Here is an 18,151-nt window from a genome sequence, read left to right as displayed (position 1 = left end):
TGCTCCTGTTGTTCGGGGGATGGTCGGGTTCAGGCCGTCTGCAGGGCGAAGACGATGAGGAGCATCGTCACCGCGAAGCCGACGGCGTAGTTGATCCAGAGGAAGCGCCGCCAGCCGCGATTCGCGCGTGCGGAGTCGGCGTCGGACACGCGCGCGTACGGAGCGGCGGTCGCGAGATAGGGGAGCGCGAGCGGAGCGGCCCAGGCCGCCGTGCCGCCGGCGGCGAGCACGAGCAGGGCCGCGGCGATCCACGCGGCGAGCGCGAAGCGCACCGTGCGCGCCGCACCGAGAGCCGTCGCGATCGACGCGATCCCGCCCTCTCGGTCGGGCACGACGTCCTGCACGGCGCCGAACGCGTGACTGGCCACGCCCCACAGCAGGAATGCCGCGAGCACGAGGAGCGCTCCGCGATCGGGTGCGGCGCCCGCGAGCACGATCCCGTAGAGGGCGGGGCTCGCGAAGTGCACGCTCGAGGTGAGCGAGTCGAGGAACGGCACCTCCTTGAACCGGAAGGGCGGCGCGGAGTAGGCGACGACCGCGAAGAGGCTCACGGCCAGGACGCCCCACGACACCGGCCCGCCGAGGAGGACGAGCGCGACCGCGAACGGCAGGCACGACACCGCGGCGGCGACGAGCACGACGCGGTGCGCGGCCGGGGCGAGCAGGGCGCCCTCCACGCCGCCCTTGCGGGGATTGGCGAGATCGGACGCGTAGTCGAACACGTCGTTCACGCCGTACATGGCGAGGTTGTAGGGCACGAGGAAGAACGCGGTGCCCACGACGAGCGCGGGGTCGACCTCGCGCGCGGTCAGGAGGTACGCGGCGGCGAAGGGGAAAGCCGTGTTGATCCAGCTGAGGGGCCGCGATGCGACGAGCAGGTCACGGATCATCTCGACGCCTCCTCAGGGCGACCCACAGCGCGGGCAGCAGGATGGCCGCCGCCAGCGGGTAGGCGAAGTCCTCGAGCGGCGCGAGGCCGATCCGCAGGCCGGAGATGCGCTCGTCGTCGTACGCGAACAGGCCGACCGCGATCATGACGCTGTCGAAGACCGCGGTGAGCACGACGAGCGCGGCGGCGGCGAGCGCGACCGCGCTCAGCCGCGGGCGGCGCCGCGCGGACAGGGCCACGGCGGCGGCCACGGCGACGGCGAGGAACGCCGCGCACAGGACGACGTAGGTCATGGCCGCCCCCTGTCGCGAGCGGCCAGAAGACGATCGGCCCCGCAGAACAGCACCATCGTGAGCTCGCAGAGCAAGAGGAGGAACACGGGCTCCTCGACGGGCAGCTCGGGCGCGATCACGAGGCCGGTCATGACCGCGGTCTCGGCGCGGAAGAAGATGCCGAGGGCGATGCCGGCGGCGTCCCACGCGAGGAGGAGGACGAGTCCGGTGGTGAGCACGAGCACCGCGTGCGCGGGAGCGCGCCACAGGAACAGCCGGAAGCGCCAGTCGACCGCCAGCACGCACGAGAGCGCGAGCAGGAGGCATCCGAGGTAGACGAGGCTCACAGCGGCTCCGGCAGCGGGCCCGCGGAGACATCGCCGCGCAGGCGCTTCACGACGAGCTCCGCGCTGATGAGGCACATCGGCAGCCCGATGCCGGGGATCGTCGTCGCCCCCGCGTAGAGGAGGCCGCCGACGCGGGCCGATGCGTTCGAGCCGCGCAGGAGCGCGCTCTGCCGGAGCGTGTGCGCGGGGCCGAGCGCTCCCCCGCGCCAGGCGCCGAACTCGCGCTCGAAGTCCGCTGGCCCGATCGTGTGCCGCACGACGATCCGCTCCCGCAGGTCGGGCACCCGCGCCCATGAGGCGATCTGGCCGATCGCCGCATCCACCGTGCGCTCCACGTCGACGTCGCCCGCGCCATCCGCCCCGCCCGATCCGATCCCGGGGTCGGCCGGCACCGGCACGAGCACGAAGAGGTTCTCGTGGCCGGCGGGCGCCACCGCGTCGTCGGTCGCGCTCGGGCGGCACACGTACAGGGACGCGGGATCGGGGATGCGACGCGCGGGGCCGTAGATCGCGTCGAATCCGGCATCCCAGTCGCGCGTGAAGAAGAGGGAGTGGTGCGCGAGCTGCGGCAGCTCGCCGCGCACGCCGAGGAGGGCCAGCACCGCCCCGGGGCCCGGGTCGCGCCGGTCCCACCAGGCCTCGGTGCGCGAGCGGTGCTGCGAGGGCAGCAGGCTCTCGGTGACCCGCAGGTCGGCGCTCGAGACGACCACGTCGGCGACGAGGCGCGTGCGGGAGCCGTCCGCGCGCTCCGCCTCGACCGCGCGCACCGCGCCGGCCGCGACCTCGATGCCGGTGGCGCGCCATCCGGCGTGCAGGCGCGCGCCGCGGTCGCGGGCGAGCGCCGCGATCGCGTCGATCACCGTCCCGAATCCCCCGCGCGGATAGAGCACGCCCTGGCCCACGTCGAGATGGCTCATGAGGTGGTACATGCCCGGTGCGCGCGACGGCGAGGTCCCGAGGAAGACGGCCGGGTAGCCGAGCACCTGGCGCGCCCTGCGGTCGTCGGCGTGCCGCGCGATGAGACGGTCGAGCGGCTCGGCCAGAAGGCGAGCGAGACGCGGCAGCCGCCGGAGCGTGCGGGCGTCGAGCAGGGGGCGGAGCGACGCGAACGTGCTGTACAGGAACCGCTCTGTGGCGAGGTCGTAGGTCTCCGCAGCCGAGGCGAGGTAGGCGTCGATCCGCGATGCAGCGCCGGGATCGAGCGCCCGCAGCGCCTCCCGCGCGCCGTGCGCCGGCAGGTCGAACGGCACCTCGTCGCCCTCGAACCACACGCGGTAGGCGGGGTCGAGCGGCACGAGGTCGAGCTGCTCCGCAGCCGTGGTGCCGAGGAGGCGGAAGAAGTGGTCGAACACCTCGGGCATGAGGTACCACGAGGGGCCCGTGTCGAACGTGAATCCGTCGACGCGGCGCCGGCCCGCGCGACCGCCGAGTTCCTCGCGGGCCTCGATGAGGGTGACGTCGTCGCCCTCCGCCGCGAGCAGGGCGGCGGTCGCGAGGCCCGAGATGCCGCCGCCGATGACGACGACCGTGCGCGCGCTCATGCGCGCACCGCCGTCGGGCGGTCCAGCGCTGCCCGCACGAGCACGGCGGCCTTCGCGCGGCGCGGCAGCGAGACCCGCCGCTCGAGGAGCTCGCGCGCAGGCGTCGCGCGAAGGGCGTCGTTGAGACGGGAGAAGAGGCCAGCCGCCGCGGCGGTCGCCCGTCGGGACCTCCGCGGCAGCCGCGTCAGAGCCGACGACGCGACGGCGAGGTCGGAGTCGACATCGGAGACGATGCGGAGCTTGTCGTCCTCCGACAGGGCGCACGGGTCGACCCCCGGGAAGTACGAGCGGCCGAGCCGCTCGCGGTCATCCGCCAGATCGCGCAGGAAGTTCACCTTCTGGAAGGCCGCGCCGAGGCGCCGCGCGCCCTCCTCGAGCTCGTCGTCGATGAGGAGCGCGGGGTCCTCCTGGGCGAACGCGCGCAGGCACATCGACCCGACGACCTCCGCAGAGCCGTGGATGTAGGCGCGATACGTCGCCTCGTCGCGGATCTCGGCGCCGTCGGCGTCCATCCGCATCGACGCGAAGAAGGGGCGAACGAGGGTCTCGGGGATGCCCGTGCGCCGCGCGGTGTCGGCGAAGGCATGCACGACGAGGTTCGCGCTGAACCCGCACGAGAGCGCCCGCAGGGTCTCGCCCTCGAGCTCATCCAGGGCGGCTCGCCGCGCAGCGTCGCCGAGACCCGCCTCGCTCGCGGGGCCGTCGACGATCTCGTCGGCGACGCGCACGAGCGCGTAGACGTCGGCGATGTGGGCGCGGACGCGAGGGGGCAGCAGGCGGCTCGCCAGCCCGAACGAGGACGAATAGGCGGGAAGCACGCGGGACGACGCCGCGCGCGCCGTTCGGGTGTAGAGGTCCAAGGCGGTCATGCGTCGCGCTCCGCACAGCGCCCGACGAGCGCATCCAGCTCCGCCCGCAGCCCGTCGGGGATCGGCGCGTCCGCGATCTCGCCGCGCGTCGCCGCGCTCTGCTCCGCGATGAGCCGCTCGATCTCGTCCGCCGCTCCGCTTGCGCGGATCGCGTCGCGCAGCAGAGCGGCGTCGTCCTCCTCGAGGGAGCGCCGTCCGAAGAGATGCGCGACCTCGCGCCACGCCGCATGCGGCTCGGCGAAGGCCACGAGCAGGGTGCGCTTGCCCTCGCGCAGGTCGCCGAGAGCGGACTTGCCGGTGCGCACCTCCGTGCCGAAGACGCCGAGGACGTCGTCTCGCAGCTGGTAGACGAAGCCGAGCTGCGTGCCGATCCGCTGCAGCGCCGCGTCGACGAGCGGCCCGGCGCCGGCGAGGACCGCGCCGACGCGCAGCGGCGCGGCGAAGGAGTAGCTCGCGGTCTTCTGCTCCATCATGCGCACGATCCCGGCGGTGTCCGCGGGCACGGCGCCGAGGCTGAAGCCGACGTCGGCATGCTCGCCGGCCGCTGTGAGGAAGAGGCTCTCGTCGACGATCTCGTGCACGGCGGCGCGCGCCGGCGATTCCATGCGGGAGACGAGCGCGTGCACCGCGCTGAGGAGCAGGTCGCCCGCGAGCACGCCGGACGCGGCAGCCCAGGACGTCGCCGCGTCGGACCCGAGGCCGCTCTCGATGGCTTCGGCCGCGAACGCGCCCGCGAGATTCGGACGGCCACGGCGGACGAGATCGCCGTCCAGGACGTCGTCATGGAGGAGCAGGGCGGTGTGCAGGAGCTCGATCGCGGCGGCGGCCGTTCGCGCCGAGGAGTCGTCCGTCCCGCCGAGACCGTCGTGCGCGGCGAGCACGAGCCGCGGGCGCAGGCGCTTCCCGCCGCGCGACGCGTCGGCGAGCCGCCTCCAGAGGCGGGCGTAGGGCGCCCCCAGGCTCGCCGCCCGCTCGACCCTCTCGGCGAGAAAGGCGTCGAGCACGTCGTCCACCCGCTCGGGGGCGCTGCGCACAGCGGACATCACGGCGTCCTCGCCGCGGCGCCCGCCTGCACGAGCTCCTGCCGCTGTCGGACGAGCCACGGGCTGAACGCCCACGGCGCCGCGGCGAGCGCGACGTCGAGGTCGGCGGGGTCGACCCATCGGGCCTCGACCACCTCGTCCGGGCGCGCAGAGAGCTCGCTGTCGGCGACCGCGAGGTAGACGGGGCAGAGCTCGTTCTCGACCATCCCCGAGGCGTCGACCGCGCGGTATCGGAAGTCGGGCAGGGCGAGCCGGAGCGCGCGCAGCGCGAGACCGAGCTCCTCGCGGGCGCGTCGCTCGACCGCGTCCGGGATCGGCTCGAAGGGGGCCGGATGACCGCAGAAGGCATTGGTCCAGACCCCCGGCCACGTGCGCTTGGACAGGGCGCGGCGAGTCAGCAGGATGCGCCCCGCATCATCGCTCACGTGGCAGGAGAACGCGAGATGGAGGGGCGTGCTCGCCCCGTGCACGCTCGCCTTGTCGGCGACGCCCGTGGGACGGCCGTCCTCGTCGAGGAGCACCACCCGCTCGTCGTGACCCGTCATCGTGCGCATCGCCTCTCCCGCCGTGTTATTAGCTAAGCTAGCAATCAACATAGCTGATTTTCCGACGGAGGGTAAGCTCACGCTGTGCCAGAAGACCACGCACCCCGCGACGAGCGGTTCTCGATGCTCGATCCCCGGGTGATCGATCCCGACGAGGAGCTCGTCCAGCGGGCGCACCTCACGGACGACGAGCTCGCTCAGGTCGTGCGCGTGCTCGAGGCGCTGCAGACCTGGCGGAACGCCGAGCGCGCCATGAGCGAGGCCTCGCGCCGCTACATGAAGCTCGGCGAGACCGACATGCGCGCCCTGCGCTACATCATCGCGTCGCAGCGCCACGGCGCGGTCGTGACGCCGAGCTCGATCGCGGCCCACCTGGGCATCTCGACCGCGTCGACCACCAAGCTCCTCGATCGTCTCGCGGCCGGCGACCACATCCGGCGCCTCCCCCACCCCCACGATCGCAGGAGCCTGGCGATCGAGGTGACCGAGGAGACGCGGGCATCCGCACGGGCGAGCGTCGGTCGCACGCATGCACGGAGGTTCGACGTCGCCGCGGCCCTCGCACCCGACGAGCGCGAGGTCGTCATCCGCTTCCTCGAGGCCCTCGCAGCCACCGCGCCCGCGCCCGACACCCCGGAGTGAGGACAGCGCCATGACCGCGAACCGCCCCGCGCGGATGGCCGTGACGGTCGTCTCGGAGGCGTCGCTGCTCGCGGGGTTCGCCCTCGCGTACGCCCTCGCCGCGGTCGCGGGGCGCCTGACGGTGCTGCCGGACAGCGGGATCAGCATGGTGTGGCCGGCCGCCGGCGTCTCGGTGCTGTGGATGGTCGCGCGAGCACGGCGTCCGTGGATCGCCGTGGACCTCGCGCTCATGGGGGTCCTCACGTGGGCGGTCGTCTCGGCGACCGGAGGCACCCCGCTGCAGAGCGTGTTCGGCGGGCTCGCGGCCGTCGTGCAGGCCATCGTGTGCCGCGCGGTGCTGGCGCGGCGCTGCCCGCGCGTCTGGTTCAGCCGCGCCGGTCGCCTTCTCGACCGCCGCGAGCTGTGGTGGTTCCTGCTCGCGGCCGTGGCCGGCCCGCTCATCTCGTCGCCGCTCATCCAGGTCGACGGACTCCTCTCGGGCACCGGATGGCAGTGGAACGTCGTCCTCCTGTGGTGCGCGCGCAATCTCGGCAGCATCGTCGTGCTCGTGCCCCTCGGCTTCATTGTGGGCGACAGCGTGCGTCGTCGGCGCGCGGGGCTCCCGATTCTCCGCCTGTCCGACCTCGGTGGCGGCCTCGCCTCGCGCCCGCCCGAGTGGTTCGCGGTGCTCGTGCTCTCCCCCGCGGTGCACGCCGCCTGGTTCGCGGGTTTCGCCGAGCCGACCGTCGTCTTCCCGCTGCTCACACTGGCCTGCTGGGCGGGCGTGCGCCTCCCGGCGCGGTTCGTCATCGGACACGGGGCCCTCGTCGCGGTCGTCGCGATCGCCCTGACCGCCAGCGGCATCGGCCCCTTCCTCGGGCTCGACGATGCGACGACGCAGATCGCGGTCGCCCAGCTCTACACCGTGCTCGTGTGCACGATCGGACTCGCGCTCGCGCTCGACAGGGACGACCGGCACGCGCTCGCCACGGCGCTGCGCGAGGCGCGCGACGGCGCCCAGACGCAGGCCGAGCTGCTGCGCACGATCGTCGACACGATGACGGAGGGCGTGCGGGTCGTCGACCGCGGCGGCCGCATCGTCGTCCGCAATCCCGCGGCACGGCGCCTCCTGACCGGCGACGACGCAGAGCCCGCGGAAGGCACGGCCGCCGCGGATGACCTCGCGGGGCTCCGTCATCTGGACGGCAGCCCCCTGCCCGACCACGAGCTCCCCTTCCGCCGCTCGCTCGCGGGCGAGGACGTCAAGGACCTGCCGCTTCTCGTGCGGCCGCCGATCGCCGACGAGCGCACCGTCGCGTTCACGACGGCCCGGCTGCCCGCTCGCGCGGGAGGCGGCGTCGTCACCGTCCTCCGCGACGTCACGCTCGAGCGCGCCGAGCTCGAGCGCGCCGCGCAGGTGCAGGCGGCCCTCCTGCCGGTCGCTCAGCCGCGGCTGCCCGGCTACAGCCTCGCTGCGCGCTTCGTGCCGGCCGGCTCGGTGGGCGGCGACTTCTACGACTGGCACGAGGTCGAGGACGGCGCCGTCATCACGCTCGCGGACGTCATGGGCAAGGGCATGGGCGCGGCGATCCTCGCGGCGACCACCCGCTCGCTCCTGCGCGCCCACAGCGCCGACGGCGAGGTCGTGCGGCCGCTCGTCGAGACCGAGCGCCGCATGGACGCCGACCTCGCGAATGCGGGTGCCTTCGTGACGGCCTTCCGCGCGTTCGTGCGCGCATCGACCGGAGAGATCGCCTACGCCGACGCGGGCCACGGGCTCGCGGCAATCGTCCCGCCGGAGGGCGACGTCCGGCGCCTCCCCGCGGGCGGCCTGCCCCTCGGCATCGCGCCAGAGGAGCAGCGCGAGGCGGGCGCCGAGCGTCTGGCCCCCGGCGAGATCCTGCTCGTCGTGAGCGACGGCGTGCTCGATGCGGTCGGCGGCGGGCTCGACGACCTCGCGCCCGTGTGGCGCCGGGTGTCCTCAGCGCGTTCGGCGCACGAGGCCGTCGAGGCGGTCGTCGAGCTCGCGTCGCACGGGACGCCGGAGGACGACCTCACCGTGATCGCGCTCCGCAGGCGCTGACCGGGCGGCCGTCAGCGCGCGGGCTTCTTCTCCTTGACCGGAGCCTCGCCGCTGGCACGGAGGGCCGCGTAGTACGCCGCCGCCTCCTCCTGGCGCGCCTGCTCCTGCCCGGACGCGATGGGCGCCCGGACGTGCTCCGGCTCGAAGCCGAACGCGTCGACGAGGTCCTGAGCGTGCGGGCGGAGCCGCGCGCAGAGACGATCGATGTAGCTCGACACGGCGGCCGCGCGCTGCGTCGACAGGCGCCCGTTCAGGAGGTACCACGCGAGGTGCTTCTCGATGAGCCCGAGGCCGAAGAGATCGCGGAGCCACGTGAGCACCTGACGGGTACCCTCGTCCTCCACGCGCTCCACGGCATCGGTGAAGGCCTCCCACTGCAGCAGCTCGCCGTGGGCGCGGGCGGCCTCGAGCAGGGCGACCTGGTTCTCGTTGAACAGCTCTGCCGCCTGTGCGGGCGAGAGGCGAGACGCGAGACGCAGGCGGCCCGCGACATCCGCCACCATCCGCTGGACGCGGTCGGTGAGGAGCTCCTGCTGGTCGTGGGCGCGCAGCCCCAGCTCGACCGAGCGCGCGGTCGAGCCGAGGTCGGCGAACGCCTGCCCCAGCCGGCGCAGGCCCGCGCCGTGGAAGATCTTGTCGGCTGTCTCGCCCACGGCGTAGGCCGCGAGCGCCCGTGCGTCCTTGCCCTTGAACTGCTTTCCGTAGTCCGAGAGCAGGCGCTTGCCGACGAGCTGGAGGAGCACGTTGTTGTCGCCCTCGAACGTGACGTAGACGTCGAGGTCCTGGTGGAGGGTCACGAGGCGGTTCTCGGCCATGTAGCCCGCTCCGCCGCAGGCCTCGCGGCACTCCTGGATGGTCGCGAGCGCGTGCCAGGTCGAGAGCGGCTTGAGCGCCGCCGCCAGGGTCTCGAGGTCCTCACGGGACTCGTCGGTGTCGGCGGTGCCGCCGAACACGCCGTCGAACTTCACGAGCAGCTCGTCGTGCGCGAACGCCTGGGCGTAGGTCGTCGCGAGGAGCGGGAGCAGGCGGCGACGGTGCTTGGCGTAGTCCAGGAGGACGGTCTCGCCGGCGCCCGTTCCGCTGTCGAACTGCCTGCGCTGATTGCCGTACGTGACGGCGATCTTGAGCGCGAGGCCCGACGCCCAGGTGGCGGACCCGTCGAGGGAGACGCGGCCCTGCACGAGCGCGCCGAGCATCGTGAAGAAGCGGCGGCCGGGGCTCGCGATCGGGCTCGAGTACGTGCCGTCGGGGGCGACGTCGCCGTAGCGGTTCAGGAGGTTCTCGCGCGGCACGCGGACGTGGTGGAAGTGCAGGCGCCCGTTGTCGACGCCGTTGAGGCCGCCCTTGACGCCGTCGTCCTCGCCGCCGACGCCCGGGAGGAAGACCCCGTTGTCGTCGCGGATCGGCACGAAGAAGCAGTGCACGCCGTAGTTGACGCCCTTCGAGATGAGCTGCGCGAAGACCGTCGCCGCCTTGCCGTGCACGGCCGCGTTGCCGAGGTAGTCCTTCCAGGCGCCGCGGAACGGCGTGTGGATGACGAACTCCTCCGTCTCAGGGTCGTAGGTGGCGGTGGTCCCGATCGACTGCACGTCGGAGCCGTGCCCGCTCTCGGTCATCGCGAACGCGCCGGGGATCTTGAGGCTCATGATGTCGCGCAGCCAGCGGTCGTGGTGCTTCTTCGTCCCGAGCTGGAGGACGGCGCTCCCGAAGAGCCCCCACTGCACACCCGACTTGATCTGCAGGCTCGGGTCGGCGAGGACGAGCTCCTCGAAGCCGGCGAGGTTGCCGCCGTTCGTGTTCCGACCGCCGTACTCGGTCGGGTACGCACGGGCTCCGGCGCCGGCGTCCGCCAGCAGCTGCGTCTGCTCGAGGACGCGCTCGCGGTGCGCGTGGTGGCTGAGGCCGTCGATGCGCCAGAACGCCGAGTCCTTGATCATCTCGCGCGCCTCGAGCCGGATGTCCGCCCAGGTGCCGAGGAGCATCCGGGTCACGGCCGGGATGTCGATGCGGGCGTCGTCGGCTTCTGCGGCGACCGGACGCGAGCCAGGCTGAGCGGGACGAACGACTGTGTCGACCATGGGCACACCTCTTCTGCGGGGTGGGAAGGATGTCTTTCACGCTAGGCGCTCGACAACGACGCGTCCGGGAGTTTGTCCAGGGCGCACAGCACGGCCCGGCGGCGCACGGCCGCGGCGTTGTCCGTCGGCGACAGATGCGGACGACGGTGGTCCGCCGCCGCCTCCGCGCTCAGGCGGTGAGGGCGTAGCGCGCCCGGCCGCCCATGCGCGGCGCGCGCAGCGGATCGAGCCACGCGGGTGGGATGAACCACGGGATGCCGTCGCGGCCGACCCCCTCGATCCGGATCTCCCACCCGTCGTCGTGGATCCGATGGTGACATCGCGTGCACAGGAGGATGCCGTTGCCGAGATCCGTGCGACCGCCCTGCGACCACCATCGGATGTGGTGCGCGACCGTGTGCCCCGGGGGCGCTCCGCAGAACGCGCACCCGCCGTCGCGCTCCGCGAGGGCGATCCGCTGCGCGGGAGTGAAAGACCGATAGCGGTAGCCCACGTCGAGGCATTCGCTTCCCGTGCCGAGCACCATGGGGATGATGTCGGCATCGGCGGCCATCCTCCGCACCATCCCGGCGGTCACCGGCTGCTCGACGCCGTCGATCGTCGCGAATCCGACCGCGCACCCCGCGACCCCGTCCGGCTCGCCCGGCACGCGCACCTCCGCGGCGTCCTCGCCGAGGGGGCGGACGCCCGTCGCGGCCAGGAGGTCATCCAGCGCCATCCGCACCACGACGGTCGATGTGGGCCGCGTCGGCACCTGCTCGCAGCCGAGCCCGTGGCGGGCCAGGTCGACCAGCACGTCGGCCTGCATCTGCACGACCGAGCGGTCGTCGCGCATGGCCTCATCGGCGCACTGCTCTCTGCGACGCAGGATGCCCGTGACCGACGAGTCGATCGCCGTCAGCACCGGTGCGGCGGACTCCGCATCCAGCCAGCCGGAGAACGAGACGCCGCCGTCGCGGTCGCGGCGGAACGTGAGACGACGGGCCGCGTGCGCCGCGCCCTCGCGGGGCGCCGCGCCGTCGGGATCGAGACGGGCCTCGGCCTCGAGGAGGAGCTTCCGCAGCGCGTCGCTCGTGAGGCCCTGAGCGTGCTCGACGAGCATCTCCTCCATCCGCTCGCACGCCGCCGTTCCGGCGCGCACGACCACTCGGTCGAGCAGCGAGATGATCGCGCCGGCCGACGCCATCCCGAGCAGGCCCGCCCGCATCGCGGCCGCGACGTGCGGATGCTTCGCGGGAAGGGTCTCCCCGACCAGGTTGGCGCGCGGCGCGATCGCCTCGCCGACCTGGATGAGCCGGGCAGCCTCCGCGGTCGCGGCCCCGGTCTCCGCCGAGATGAGGGCCGCGGGTGAGGAGAACCCCTGCCGGCGCGCGAACCCGTCCTTGCCGAGCTCTCGCCGGGACTGCCGCGAGACCTCCGCAGCGACCGCCGCGAACCCCGCATCCGCTCTCCGCTTCACCTCGCCGAAGCGAGCGAGGAGCGACGACAGCTCGCCGGGAGCCGCACCGCCGGGCTCGAGCCGGTCGCACACCCGCTCGAGTGCCTCGCAGGCCTCCCGCAGATCCTCATCGATCGCGGGGAACATCCGTTCCATGCCTCTATGCTACTCTGGATCTCGACATTCGTACAGAGATTCGCATCATCAGCAGGTAACGAATCGATAACGGCGCTAGCGACGTCGGGCGCGCACTCCGCCTCCCGCGCCGACCGGCCGCCCGCGCTCCGCGCGATCGTCGCTCACGACGGGGTCCGCCTCTGATGCGGGCTCGGTCTCCGCTGCCGCTTCCCGCTTCGCGTCGTCGTCGCTGCGGAAGCTGCCCTTCACGATCTCGAGCGCGCGCTGCCATGTGCGGTCGCGGATGAAGATGAAGTCGATGCCGATCATCGCGAGCGAGAACCACGGCAGGCCCATCAGCACGCCGATGCCGATGTGGAAGCTCATGATGCCGAAGAGCGCGAGGATGCGGGTGGGGCGCGACAGGAGCATGAACGGGAAGGCGATCTGCAGGATGATCGACCCCCAGCTCGCGATCGTCACCGCCGGGCCCCATGCGGTGATGAGCTCGCTCAGCACGGGCCACGTGCCGAAGCGCTCGGTCATGAGCGGGTTGTACACCGCGTAGCCGCCCGACCAGGGGTCGCCGCCGGCCTTGTACAGGCCGCCCGAGACGTACACGAAGCAGACCTGCGCCGTCATCGCGACGAGGGCGAGGTTGTGGAGGAGGTTGCTGATCTCGCGCGGCAGGATGGTCCGGTCGCCGCCCCGCGCGCGACGGCGGGCGTCGAGCGACCAGCGGGCGGCGGGGTCGGCGAAGAAGAGCAGGATCAGCACGATCCGGTACATGTTGTCGCCCTGGTCGCCCACGGCGTCGTTCATCTCGATGAAGCTGACCCACAGCACGAAGTAGACCGGCAGCACGATCTTGAAGCGCCATCCGAGCGTGAACAGCACGGCCAGCGCAAGCAGCACGAGGTACAGGACCGTGAAGAGGCCGTCGTCGAGGCGCACGCTGTCGAACAGTCCGAACAGCCAGATCTTCGGGAAGTCGCTGACCGGCTCGGCAGCCTCGCCGTTCCATGCCGACCCCGAGCCGAAGGTGTAGAGGCGGGTCGAGAAGTTCGTGAGGAGCAGGCCGACGCCGGTGAGGCCGAGCAGGATGCGCGTGACGGCGATCCCGTAGAGCGACTTCTTGGAGTCGAGGAGCCACGCCTCCGTGAAGAGCCACGCGCGCCGGGCGACATCCCACACGATGCGCAGCAGCTCGGAGACGAGACGACCGAGCGCGCGCGGCGTGCGGGCGGCGATCGTGCGCACCTCGCCGAGGCGATCCGCGATCCCGGCCTTCTCGCGCGCGCTCATTCGGCCATCCGCTCGTAGGCGGGGAGGAAGACGTCCTCGAAGGCCTGCTGGGACTGCCCGTCGTTCACCACGAGCCCGCGCCATCCGGTCGGCGAGTACTGGATGGCCGGGCGCTCGGCTTCGGGGTCGTGGCGATCGGCGAACGGGATGACGTTCTGCCGCGTGGCCTGGTACTGGACCCGCTCGACGTCGTCGCCCCACACCGCGAGGGCGACCTGCGTCGCGTAGGCGGTCGCGCGGTGCTCCTGAGCGACGTACGCGTCGACGACCTCCGCGTCGCCGTACGCCGTCATGGCCTCGGACATCCGCGCCTCCCAGTCGTCCTTGAAGTAGTTGAGCTCGGCGACGGCCTTCTGATCGTCGTTGAGATCGGCCCAGGCGCCCTTGAGCTGGCTCGAGACATCCATCGCCTGGATGCCGGCGCGCGGCGTGAAGAGGTTGTAGCGGATCATCGAGAGCTCGACGTCGCTCGCGCTGACCCACTCGGTCTCCTGCCCGTCGACGATCGCGCGGACCTCGAACCGGTAGTCGCCGTTGATGGGCTCGGGGGCGAAGACGCTCCACGACTGACCGAAGAACGGGAGCATGTACGCCGAGAGGGCCTTCTGCGAGACGACCTCGCGCAGCGGCGACCACGGCGCGATCCAGAGGAACGACGCGAAGACGTGCCAGGCCGTGAAGGCCACCGCGAGGATCATCACGACGCGCGTGTACACACGTCGTCGTGGGACGGTCTTTTCGGGCACTGGTGCCGCCTCCCCTGGCCGGAGTTCCTTGCCAACCGACTGTGCCCCGGTGAGCGTTCACCGGGGCACTGCCGATATCCCAAAAGGTTACCGGGTGCTTCGGGCCTTGCCAGCCCGAAGCACCCGGCTCTCACGTCTGGATCAGACGTCCGCTCCGCGGCGGCGCACCATCATCCAGATGGCGGCGCTTCCGAGAAGCATCGCTGCGGCGAGACCGCCGAGCGGGAGGGCCAGGTCGCCGCCCGTGGGCGAGAGCTGACCGGACTTCGCGTAGACCTCGAAGGTCGCGTCGACCGAGCCGGACGTCGCGCCGACGAGCTCGACACGGTGGTCGCCCGTGGGCGTGCCCGACTTGATCGTCCACGTGAAGGTCACGTCGCCGTTCTCGTCAGCCACCTGGGTGCCCAGCTCGTGCGGCGTCGAGTACATCGTCGCCTCGACGGTCTCACCCGGCTCGAAGCCGTGACCGTAGGCGATCTGCACCTGCCCGACCATGCGGCGGTCGTGCTCGAGCTCCATCGAGATCGCGCTGCCGTCGGAGTCGCTCGACGCGTTGGCGTTGGCCGAGGCCGTCGCCGACGAGTCGCTGTCCGAAGCCGAGTCGCTGTCCGCAGCCGAGTCGCTGTCCGAGGCGGACGAGCTGTCGGCAGCGGCCGAGGCCTCTGCGGCGGCGTTGGCATCGGCCGAAGCCGACGCCTCAGCGGTCGCGTCAGCCGAAGCCTCAGCGGTCGCGTCAGCCGAAGCCTCAGCGGTCGCGTCAGCCGAAGCCTCAGCGGTCGCGTCAGCCGAAGCCTCAGCCGTGGCGTTCGTCGACGAGTCGGCGTTGGATGCCGCCGCGGCAGCCGCGGAGGCGTTCGCGTTGGCGGCAGCCGTGGAGTCCGCCTGCGAGTCAGCCTCAGCCGACGACTGCGCAGCAGCCTGAGCCGCAGCGGTCACGTCGGAGTCAGCCGTCGTCGAAGCGTCCGACGAAGCGTCAGCCGTCGCCGCCGCCTGAGCAGCCGCAGCAGCCGTCGCGTCAGCCGCAGCCGAGGCGTCCGTCGTCGCGTCCGCGAGAGCCGCAGCCTGCGCCGCAACCTGAGCCGACGCGTTGCTGTTGTCATCCGCGTTCGCCGAAGCCGACGCCGAAGCCGAAGCGTTGACATCAGCGTCCGCGTCCGCGTTCGCCGCGGCGTTGACGTCCGCTGCAGCGTTCGCCGAGGCCTCGTTGGACGAGTCGGTGTCAGATGCCGCAGCCGCGGCAGCCGAAGCGTTGCCTTCGACAGCGGCCGAGGCCTCTGCGTTGGCGTCCGTCGTCGCGTCCGCGAGCGCGGCAGCCTGAGCAGCCGCAGCCGACGATGCGTTCGCGTCAGCCGAGATGTCAGCCGACGCGTTCGTCGACGAGTCAGCGGTCGCCGCCGCCTGCGCGGCAGCGTTCGCCGTGGCGTCGGCAGCGGCCGACGTCTCCGCGGTTGCGTCGGCGTAGGCAGCAGCCTGAGCAGCAGCCTCAGCCACCGCGTTGCTGTCCGCGTCGGCGTTCGCCGAAGCGGCGGCCGAGGACGATGCGTTGGCGTTGGCCGAGGCCTCGACCGACGCGTTCGTGGACGAGTCGGCGTTGGACGCTGCCTCTGCCGCAGCGGCGGAGTTCGCCTCGGCGGCAGCGCTCGCGTCTGCCTGCGAGTCGGCCTCGGCCGACGACTGGGCAGCAGCCTGAGCGGCGGCATTCACGTCGGACTCCGCGGTCGCCGAAGCGTCCGACGAAGCGTCAGCGGTAGCGGCAGCCTGCGCAGCCGCAGCGGCCGTCACGTCAGCCGCAGCCGAGGCGTCGGTCGTGGCGTCAGCGAGTGCGGCTGCCTGAGCAGCGGCCTGAGCGGACGGGTCGCCGTCGGCGGTGGCGTCAGCCGAAGCCGAAGCCGAGGCGGAGGCGTTCACGTCTGCTTCTGCGTCCGCGTTCGCCGCTGCATCAACGTCTGAGCCGTCACCGACGAGGAAGTCATCGGTGGCGACCGGGCCACCCACGGCCGGGTCACTGGCCTCGAGCGTGTAGGTGCCGTCGACGGCGTCCTCGGGAAGCGGGTACACCGTGCCAGCGGGAACTCCGCCCTCGGGCGTCGACGTGAACTCGATGACGATCACGTTGCCGTCAGCGTCCTCGACGGGGTTGCCATCGGGGTCGACCACCACGAGTTCGATGAGGGTGCTGGGCGGGAAGCCCTCACCCGTCACGGGGACGTCCGTGCCGGCCGTCGCCGGCTCGGTCGCAGCGACCGTCGGTGCGTACACCGTCTGAGCATCCCGCGCCACGATCCCGTCCGAGATGCCGACAATCGTGTAGTCGCCGGCCGCGATGTCGCCCAGCGGGAGCAGCTCACCCGCGACGATCGCACCGTCGGCGTCGGTCTCGACATCGACCGGTCCGGCAACGACGTTGCCCTCGGAGTCTTCAAGCGTCACCGAGACAGTGGAGGAAGCCGGCCAGTCCGCGCCCGTGAGCGGGAGGTCGTGTCCCGAGTACGCCGGATCCGTGCCTGCGATGACCGGCGCCGCAGCGAGTGCCTTGACCGTCGCCGAGGCGAGGTCGAGCTTCACCGCGTCGTCGAGCGCAGGAAGGAGCGTGAGGCTCAGTGCCCGCACCGTGAAGCTGTCACCCGGCAGGTCGCCAGTGCCGCCGATCGGAGCCTCAGTCGGCTGCTCGTTGATGCGCAGCGAAACGAGCGCGTCAAGGACAGGGCCGACGAGGTTGAAGACCGTGCCGACGACCGGCTCGACGAGCTCCGCCTGCACCGTCTCCTGCAGCGCACCGAGCACATCGTCCGTGATCGTGGTCAGCAGCGGGCCCGCGACGTTGTTCACGAGAGGAGCGAGGAGCTGCCCGCTGATCCCGTTGATGAGCGTGCCCGCGTCGATGATGCCGAGGAGGTTGAGCGTCGTGCTGATGTTCGAGCTGTCCAGCGTCTCGCCGTTGTACCCGGCGAACTCCGCGAGCGTCCCCTGGACGGTGATGTCCGCGGCCGCCAGCGTGGAGCAACCGACCAGCACGCACAGCTCACCCGAGGCGTTGACGTTGATGGCCACACCGAGGTTCCAGATGCGCTCGCTGAGGAGAGTGTTCAGCTTCGTCACAAGCGAGTTCTCGCCGCTACCGACGACGGCCTCGGTCAGACCGTTGGTGATGGCATTGACCACCGCCTCCGAGAAGACCTCCGAGTTCGCGGGGAGGGAGTTGAGGTTGTCCGCGCCGTATCCCTCGACCACGAGCTCTCCGAGGTCGAGATGGATAGAACCGTCGGCCAGGTTGATGCTCACCGAACCGGAGGTGTTCGAGATCTCGCCGGTCAGGTCCGTCACAACTCCGTTGATCAGCTCGGGGATGCCTGTGATCTGCACACCGCTGAGCGTCGGGTCGGAGTCGAGACGAACACCGGTTCCGAGCAGCGTCAGGTCCACGCCATCGACCACAGAGCTGAGCTGCCCCACGGCGGTGTTGAGGACGCCGCCCTCGCCGACCAGACCGTCGACCGGCTCCAGAGCGCTGCCGACGACGTCGGTCAGTTCCTCCGTCAGCGAGCCGAGCAGCGCGCTGTGCAGGTCGACCTGGAGGTCGGCCACCTTGTACTGCGAGGTGAGGGTGCCTGCGTCGTACTCCGCTTCGGCGCCCAGTGCGCCGATCTGGATCCGCGCCTGATCGAGGATCTGATCAGTCAGGCCATCGATCTGCAGCTGGCTGAAGAGGCCTGTCAGGTCGAGAACGGCCGACTCTCCGCTGGGACCCGCGTTGCCGAGGTCGACGACGCCGTCTTCACCGGCGAAGCCGACGACAGCGCGCGAGTTGGTGAGGCTGGGTGACGTGCTGTAGCTCTGCAGCGCACCGAGGTCGCCGAGACGAAGAAGCCCCGTCGAGTCACCGATGAGGTTCAGGCCGATCAACGATCCGATGTCGACGGTCAGCCCGTCGTTGAGCGCGCCGAGGTTGAGCGCACCGTCGTCCTCGAGCTCCGTGCCACTCGGGTTGCTCGTGAGCGTGTGCCCAAGATCTGCGACCGTGAGGTCACCGAGCAGGCTGGTGTCAAGCTGCAGGATCTGGCCCTGCGCTGCGGACGGGTCGGTGCCGACCGCACCGGGAGCGGCGGCGTTCGCCGCGCCTGTCGTGTTCACATTCGCCGCGTAGGCGACGCCGCCCGCGACGAGGCTGGCCGCGGCCAGCGTCGCGATAGGCGCGAGCCTTCGCTTGCGGGGCGCTCTCGCGCCCGCAGTCGAGTTATCCATGGGTCTCCTGGTTCT

14 protein-coding genes are annotated in these 18,151 nt (G+C 71.9%); 2 read left to right on the top strand and 12 right to left on the bottom strand.

Annotation, left to right across the window (positions count from 1 at the left end; translation table 11 throughout):
- Positions 1-29: 29 nt before the first annotated feature.
- Genes M1D56_RS01870 through idi form a run of 7 tightly spaced genes read right to left on the bottom strand, consistent with a single transcriptional unit; the run spans position 30 to position 5,506 of the window.
- Positions 30-890: a prenyltransferase gene (locus M1D56_RS01870; protein WP_456284505.1), complete on the bottom strand. Its 861-nt coding sequence runs from the start codon at positions 888-890 to the stop codon at positions 30-32.
- A complete protein-coding gene (locus M1D56_RS01865; protein ID WP_456284504.1) occupies positions 880-1,182 on the bottom strand; it encodes a lycopene cyclase domain-containing protein in 303 nt (100 codons plus the stop codon). Before M1D56_RS01865 ends, M1D56_RS01870 begins: the two co-directional genes overlap by 11 nt.
- Entirely contained in the window at positions 1,179-1,508 is a 330-nt protein-coding gene (locus M1D56_RS01860) for a lycopene cyclase domain-containing protein (RefSeq protein ID WP_456284503.1), read from the bottom strand. Before M1D56_RS01860 ends, M1D56_RS01865 begins: the two co-directional genes overlap by 4 nt.
- Complete coding sequence (gene crtI, locus M1D56_RS01855; RefSeq protein ID WP_456284502.1) at positions 1,505-3,049, bottom strand: phytoene desaturase family protein; 1,545 nt, start codon at positions 3,047-3,049, stop codon at positions 1,505-1,507. The genes M1D56_RS01860 and crtI overlap by 4 nt, the downstream gene beginning before the upstream one ends.
- Entirely contained in the window at positions 3,046-3,918 is an 873-nt protein-coding gene (locus M1D56_RS01850) for a phytoene/squalene synthase family protein (protein WP_456284501.1), read from the bottom strand. The genes crtI and M1D56_RS01850 overlap by 4 nt, the downstream gene beginning before the upstream one ends.
- Complete coding sequence (locus M1D56_RS01845; RefSeq protein WP_456284500.1) at positions 3,915-4,961, bottom strand: polyprenyl synthetase family protein; 1,047 nt, start codon at positions 4,959-4,961, stop codon at positions 3,915-3,917. The genes M1D56_RS01850 and M1D56_RS01845 overlap by 4 nt, the downstream gene beginning before the upstream one ends.
- Positions 4,961-5,506: an isopentenyl-diphosphate Delta-isomerase gene (idi, locus tag M1D56_RS01840; protein WP_456285257.1), complete on the bottom strand. Its 546-nt coding sequence runs from the start codon at positions 5,504-5,506 to the stop codon at positions 4,961-4,963. Before idi ends, M1D56_RS01845 begins: the two co-directional genes overlap by 1 nt.
- A gap of 84 nt (positions 5,507-5,590) precedes the next feature.
- On the opposite strand from idi, the gene M1D56_RS01835 reads away from it, so the two are divergent.
- Together M1D56_RS01835 and M1D56_RS01830 are read left to right on the top strand one after the other, a co-directional pair.
- Positions 5,591-6,148, top strand: coding sequence for a MarR family winged helix-turn-helix transcriptional regulator (locus M1D56_RS01835; RefSeq protein ID WP_456284499.1), 558 nt, complete (start codon positions 5,591-5,593; stop codon positions 6,146-6,148).
- Between the two features lie 10 nt (positions 6,149-6,158).
- The gene (locus M1D56_RS01830) at positions 6,159-8,210 is read left to right on the top strand and encodes a SpoIIE family protein phosphatase (RefSeq protein ID WP_456284498.1); all 2,052 of its coding nucleotides are present in this window, start codon (positions 6,159-6,161) and stop codon (positions 8,208-8,210) included.
- Positions 8,211-8,221: 11 nt separating this feature from the next.
- On the opposite strand, the gene M1D56_RS01825 is transcribed toward M1D56_RS01830, so the two are convergent.
- The 5 genes from M1D56_RS01825 to M1D56_RS01805 form a co-directional block, all read right to left on the bottom strand.
- The gene (locus tag M1D56_RS01825) at positions 8,222-10,288 is read right to left on the bottom strand and encodes an acyl-CoA dehydrogenase family protein (RefSeq protein WP_456284497.1); all 2,067 of its coding nucleotides are present in this window, start codon (positions 10,286-10,288) and stop codon (positions 8,222-8,224) included.
- A gap of 169 nt (positions 10,289-10,457) precedes the next feature.
- Positions 10,458-11,882, bottom strand: coding sequence for a DUF222 domain-containing protein (locus M1D56_RS01820; protein WP_456284496.1), 1,425 nt, complete (start codon positions 11,880-11,882; stop codon positions 10,458-10,460).
- A 75-nt stretch (positions 11,883-11,957) separates the two neighbouring features.
- Complete coding sequence (locus M1D56_RS01815) at positions 11,958-13,148, bottom strand: HTTM domain-containing protein (RefSeq protein WP_456284495.1); 1,191 nt, start codon at positions 13,146-13,148, stop codon at positions 11,958-11,960.
- A complete protein-coding gene (locus M1D56_RS01810) occupies positions 13,145-13,846 on the bottom strand; it encodes a DUF5819 family protein (protein WP_310090260.1) in 702 nt (233 codons plus the stop codon). Before M1D56_RS01810 ends, M1D56_RS01815 begins: the two co-directional genes overlap by 4 nt.
- Positions 13,847-14,035: 189 nt before the next feature.
- Complete coding sequence (locus M1D56_RS01805; protein WP_456284494.1) at positions 14,036-18,136, bottom strand: choice-of-anchor G family protein; 4,101 nt, start codon at positions 18,134-18,136, stop codon at positions 14,036-14,038.
- Between the last annotated feature and the right edge of the window lie 15 nt (positions 18,137-18,151).

It is taken from the genome of Microbacterium sp. JZ101 (genome assembly GCF_053903175.1).
The sequence above is the reverse complement of the archived record's forward strand: the minus strand, read 5'-3'. Positions and strand labels throughout refer to the sequence as shown.

What these genes read in the sequence shown, in the direction of transcription:
- M1D56_RS01870 (WP_456284505.1), bottom strand. Translation starts at nt 890, where the DNA reads ATGATCCGTGACCTGCTCGTCGCATCGCGGCCCCTCAGCTGGATCAAC.
- M1D56_RS01865 (WP_456284504.1), bottom strand. Translation starts at nt 1,182, where the DNA reads ATGACCTACGTCGTCCTGTGCGCGGCGTTCCTCGCCGTCGCCGTGGCC.
- crtI (WP_456284502.1), bottom strand. Translation starts at nt 3,049, where the DNA reads ATGAGCGCGCGCACGGTCGTCGTCATCGGCGGCGGCATCTCGGGCCTC.
- M1D56_RS01850 (WP_456284501.1), bottom strand. Translation starts at nt 3,918, where the DNA reads ATGACCGCCTTGGACCTCTACACCCGAACGGCGCGCGCGGCGTCGTCC.
- M1D56_RS01845 (WP_456284500.1), bottom strand. Translation starts at nt 4,961, where the DNA reads ATGTCCGCTGTGCGCAGCGCCCCCGAGCGGGTGGACGACGTGCTCGAC.
- idi (WP_456285257.1), bottom strand. Translation starts at nt 5,506, where the DNA reads ATGACGGGTCACGACGAGCGGGTGGTGCTCCTCGACGAGGACGGCCGT.
- M1D56_RS01830 (WP_456284498.1), top strand. Translation starts at nt 6,159, where the DNA reads ATGACCGCGAACCGCCCCGCGCGGATGGCCGTGACGGTCGTCTCGGAG.
- M1D56_RS01825 (WP_456284497.1), bottom strand. Translation starts at nt 10,288, where the DNA reads ATGGTCGACACAGTCGTTCGTCCCGCTCAGCCTGGCTCGCGTCCGGTC.
- M1D56_RS01820 (WP_456284496.1), bottom strand. Translation starts at nt 11,882, where the DNA reads ATGGAACGGATGTTCCCCGCGATCGATGAGGATCTGCGGGAGGCCTGC.
- M1D56_RS01815 (WP_456284495.1), bottom strand. Translation starts at nt 13,148, where the DNA reads ATGAGCGCGCGCGAGAAGGCCGGGATCGCGGATCGCCTCGGCGAGGTG.
- M1D56_RS01810 (WP_310090260.1), bottom strand. Translation starts at nt 13,846, where the DNA reads ATGATCCTCGCGGTGGCCTTCACGGCCTGGCACGTCTTCGCGTCGTTC.
- M1D56_RS01805 (WP_456284494.1), bottom strand. Translation starts at nt 18,136, where the DNA reads ATGGATAACTCGACTGCGGGCGCGAGAGCGCCCCGCAAGCGAAGGCTC.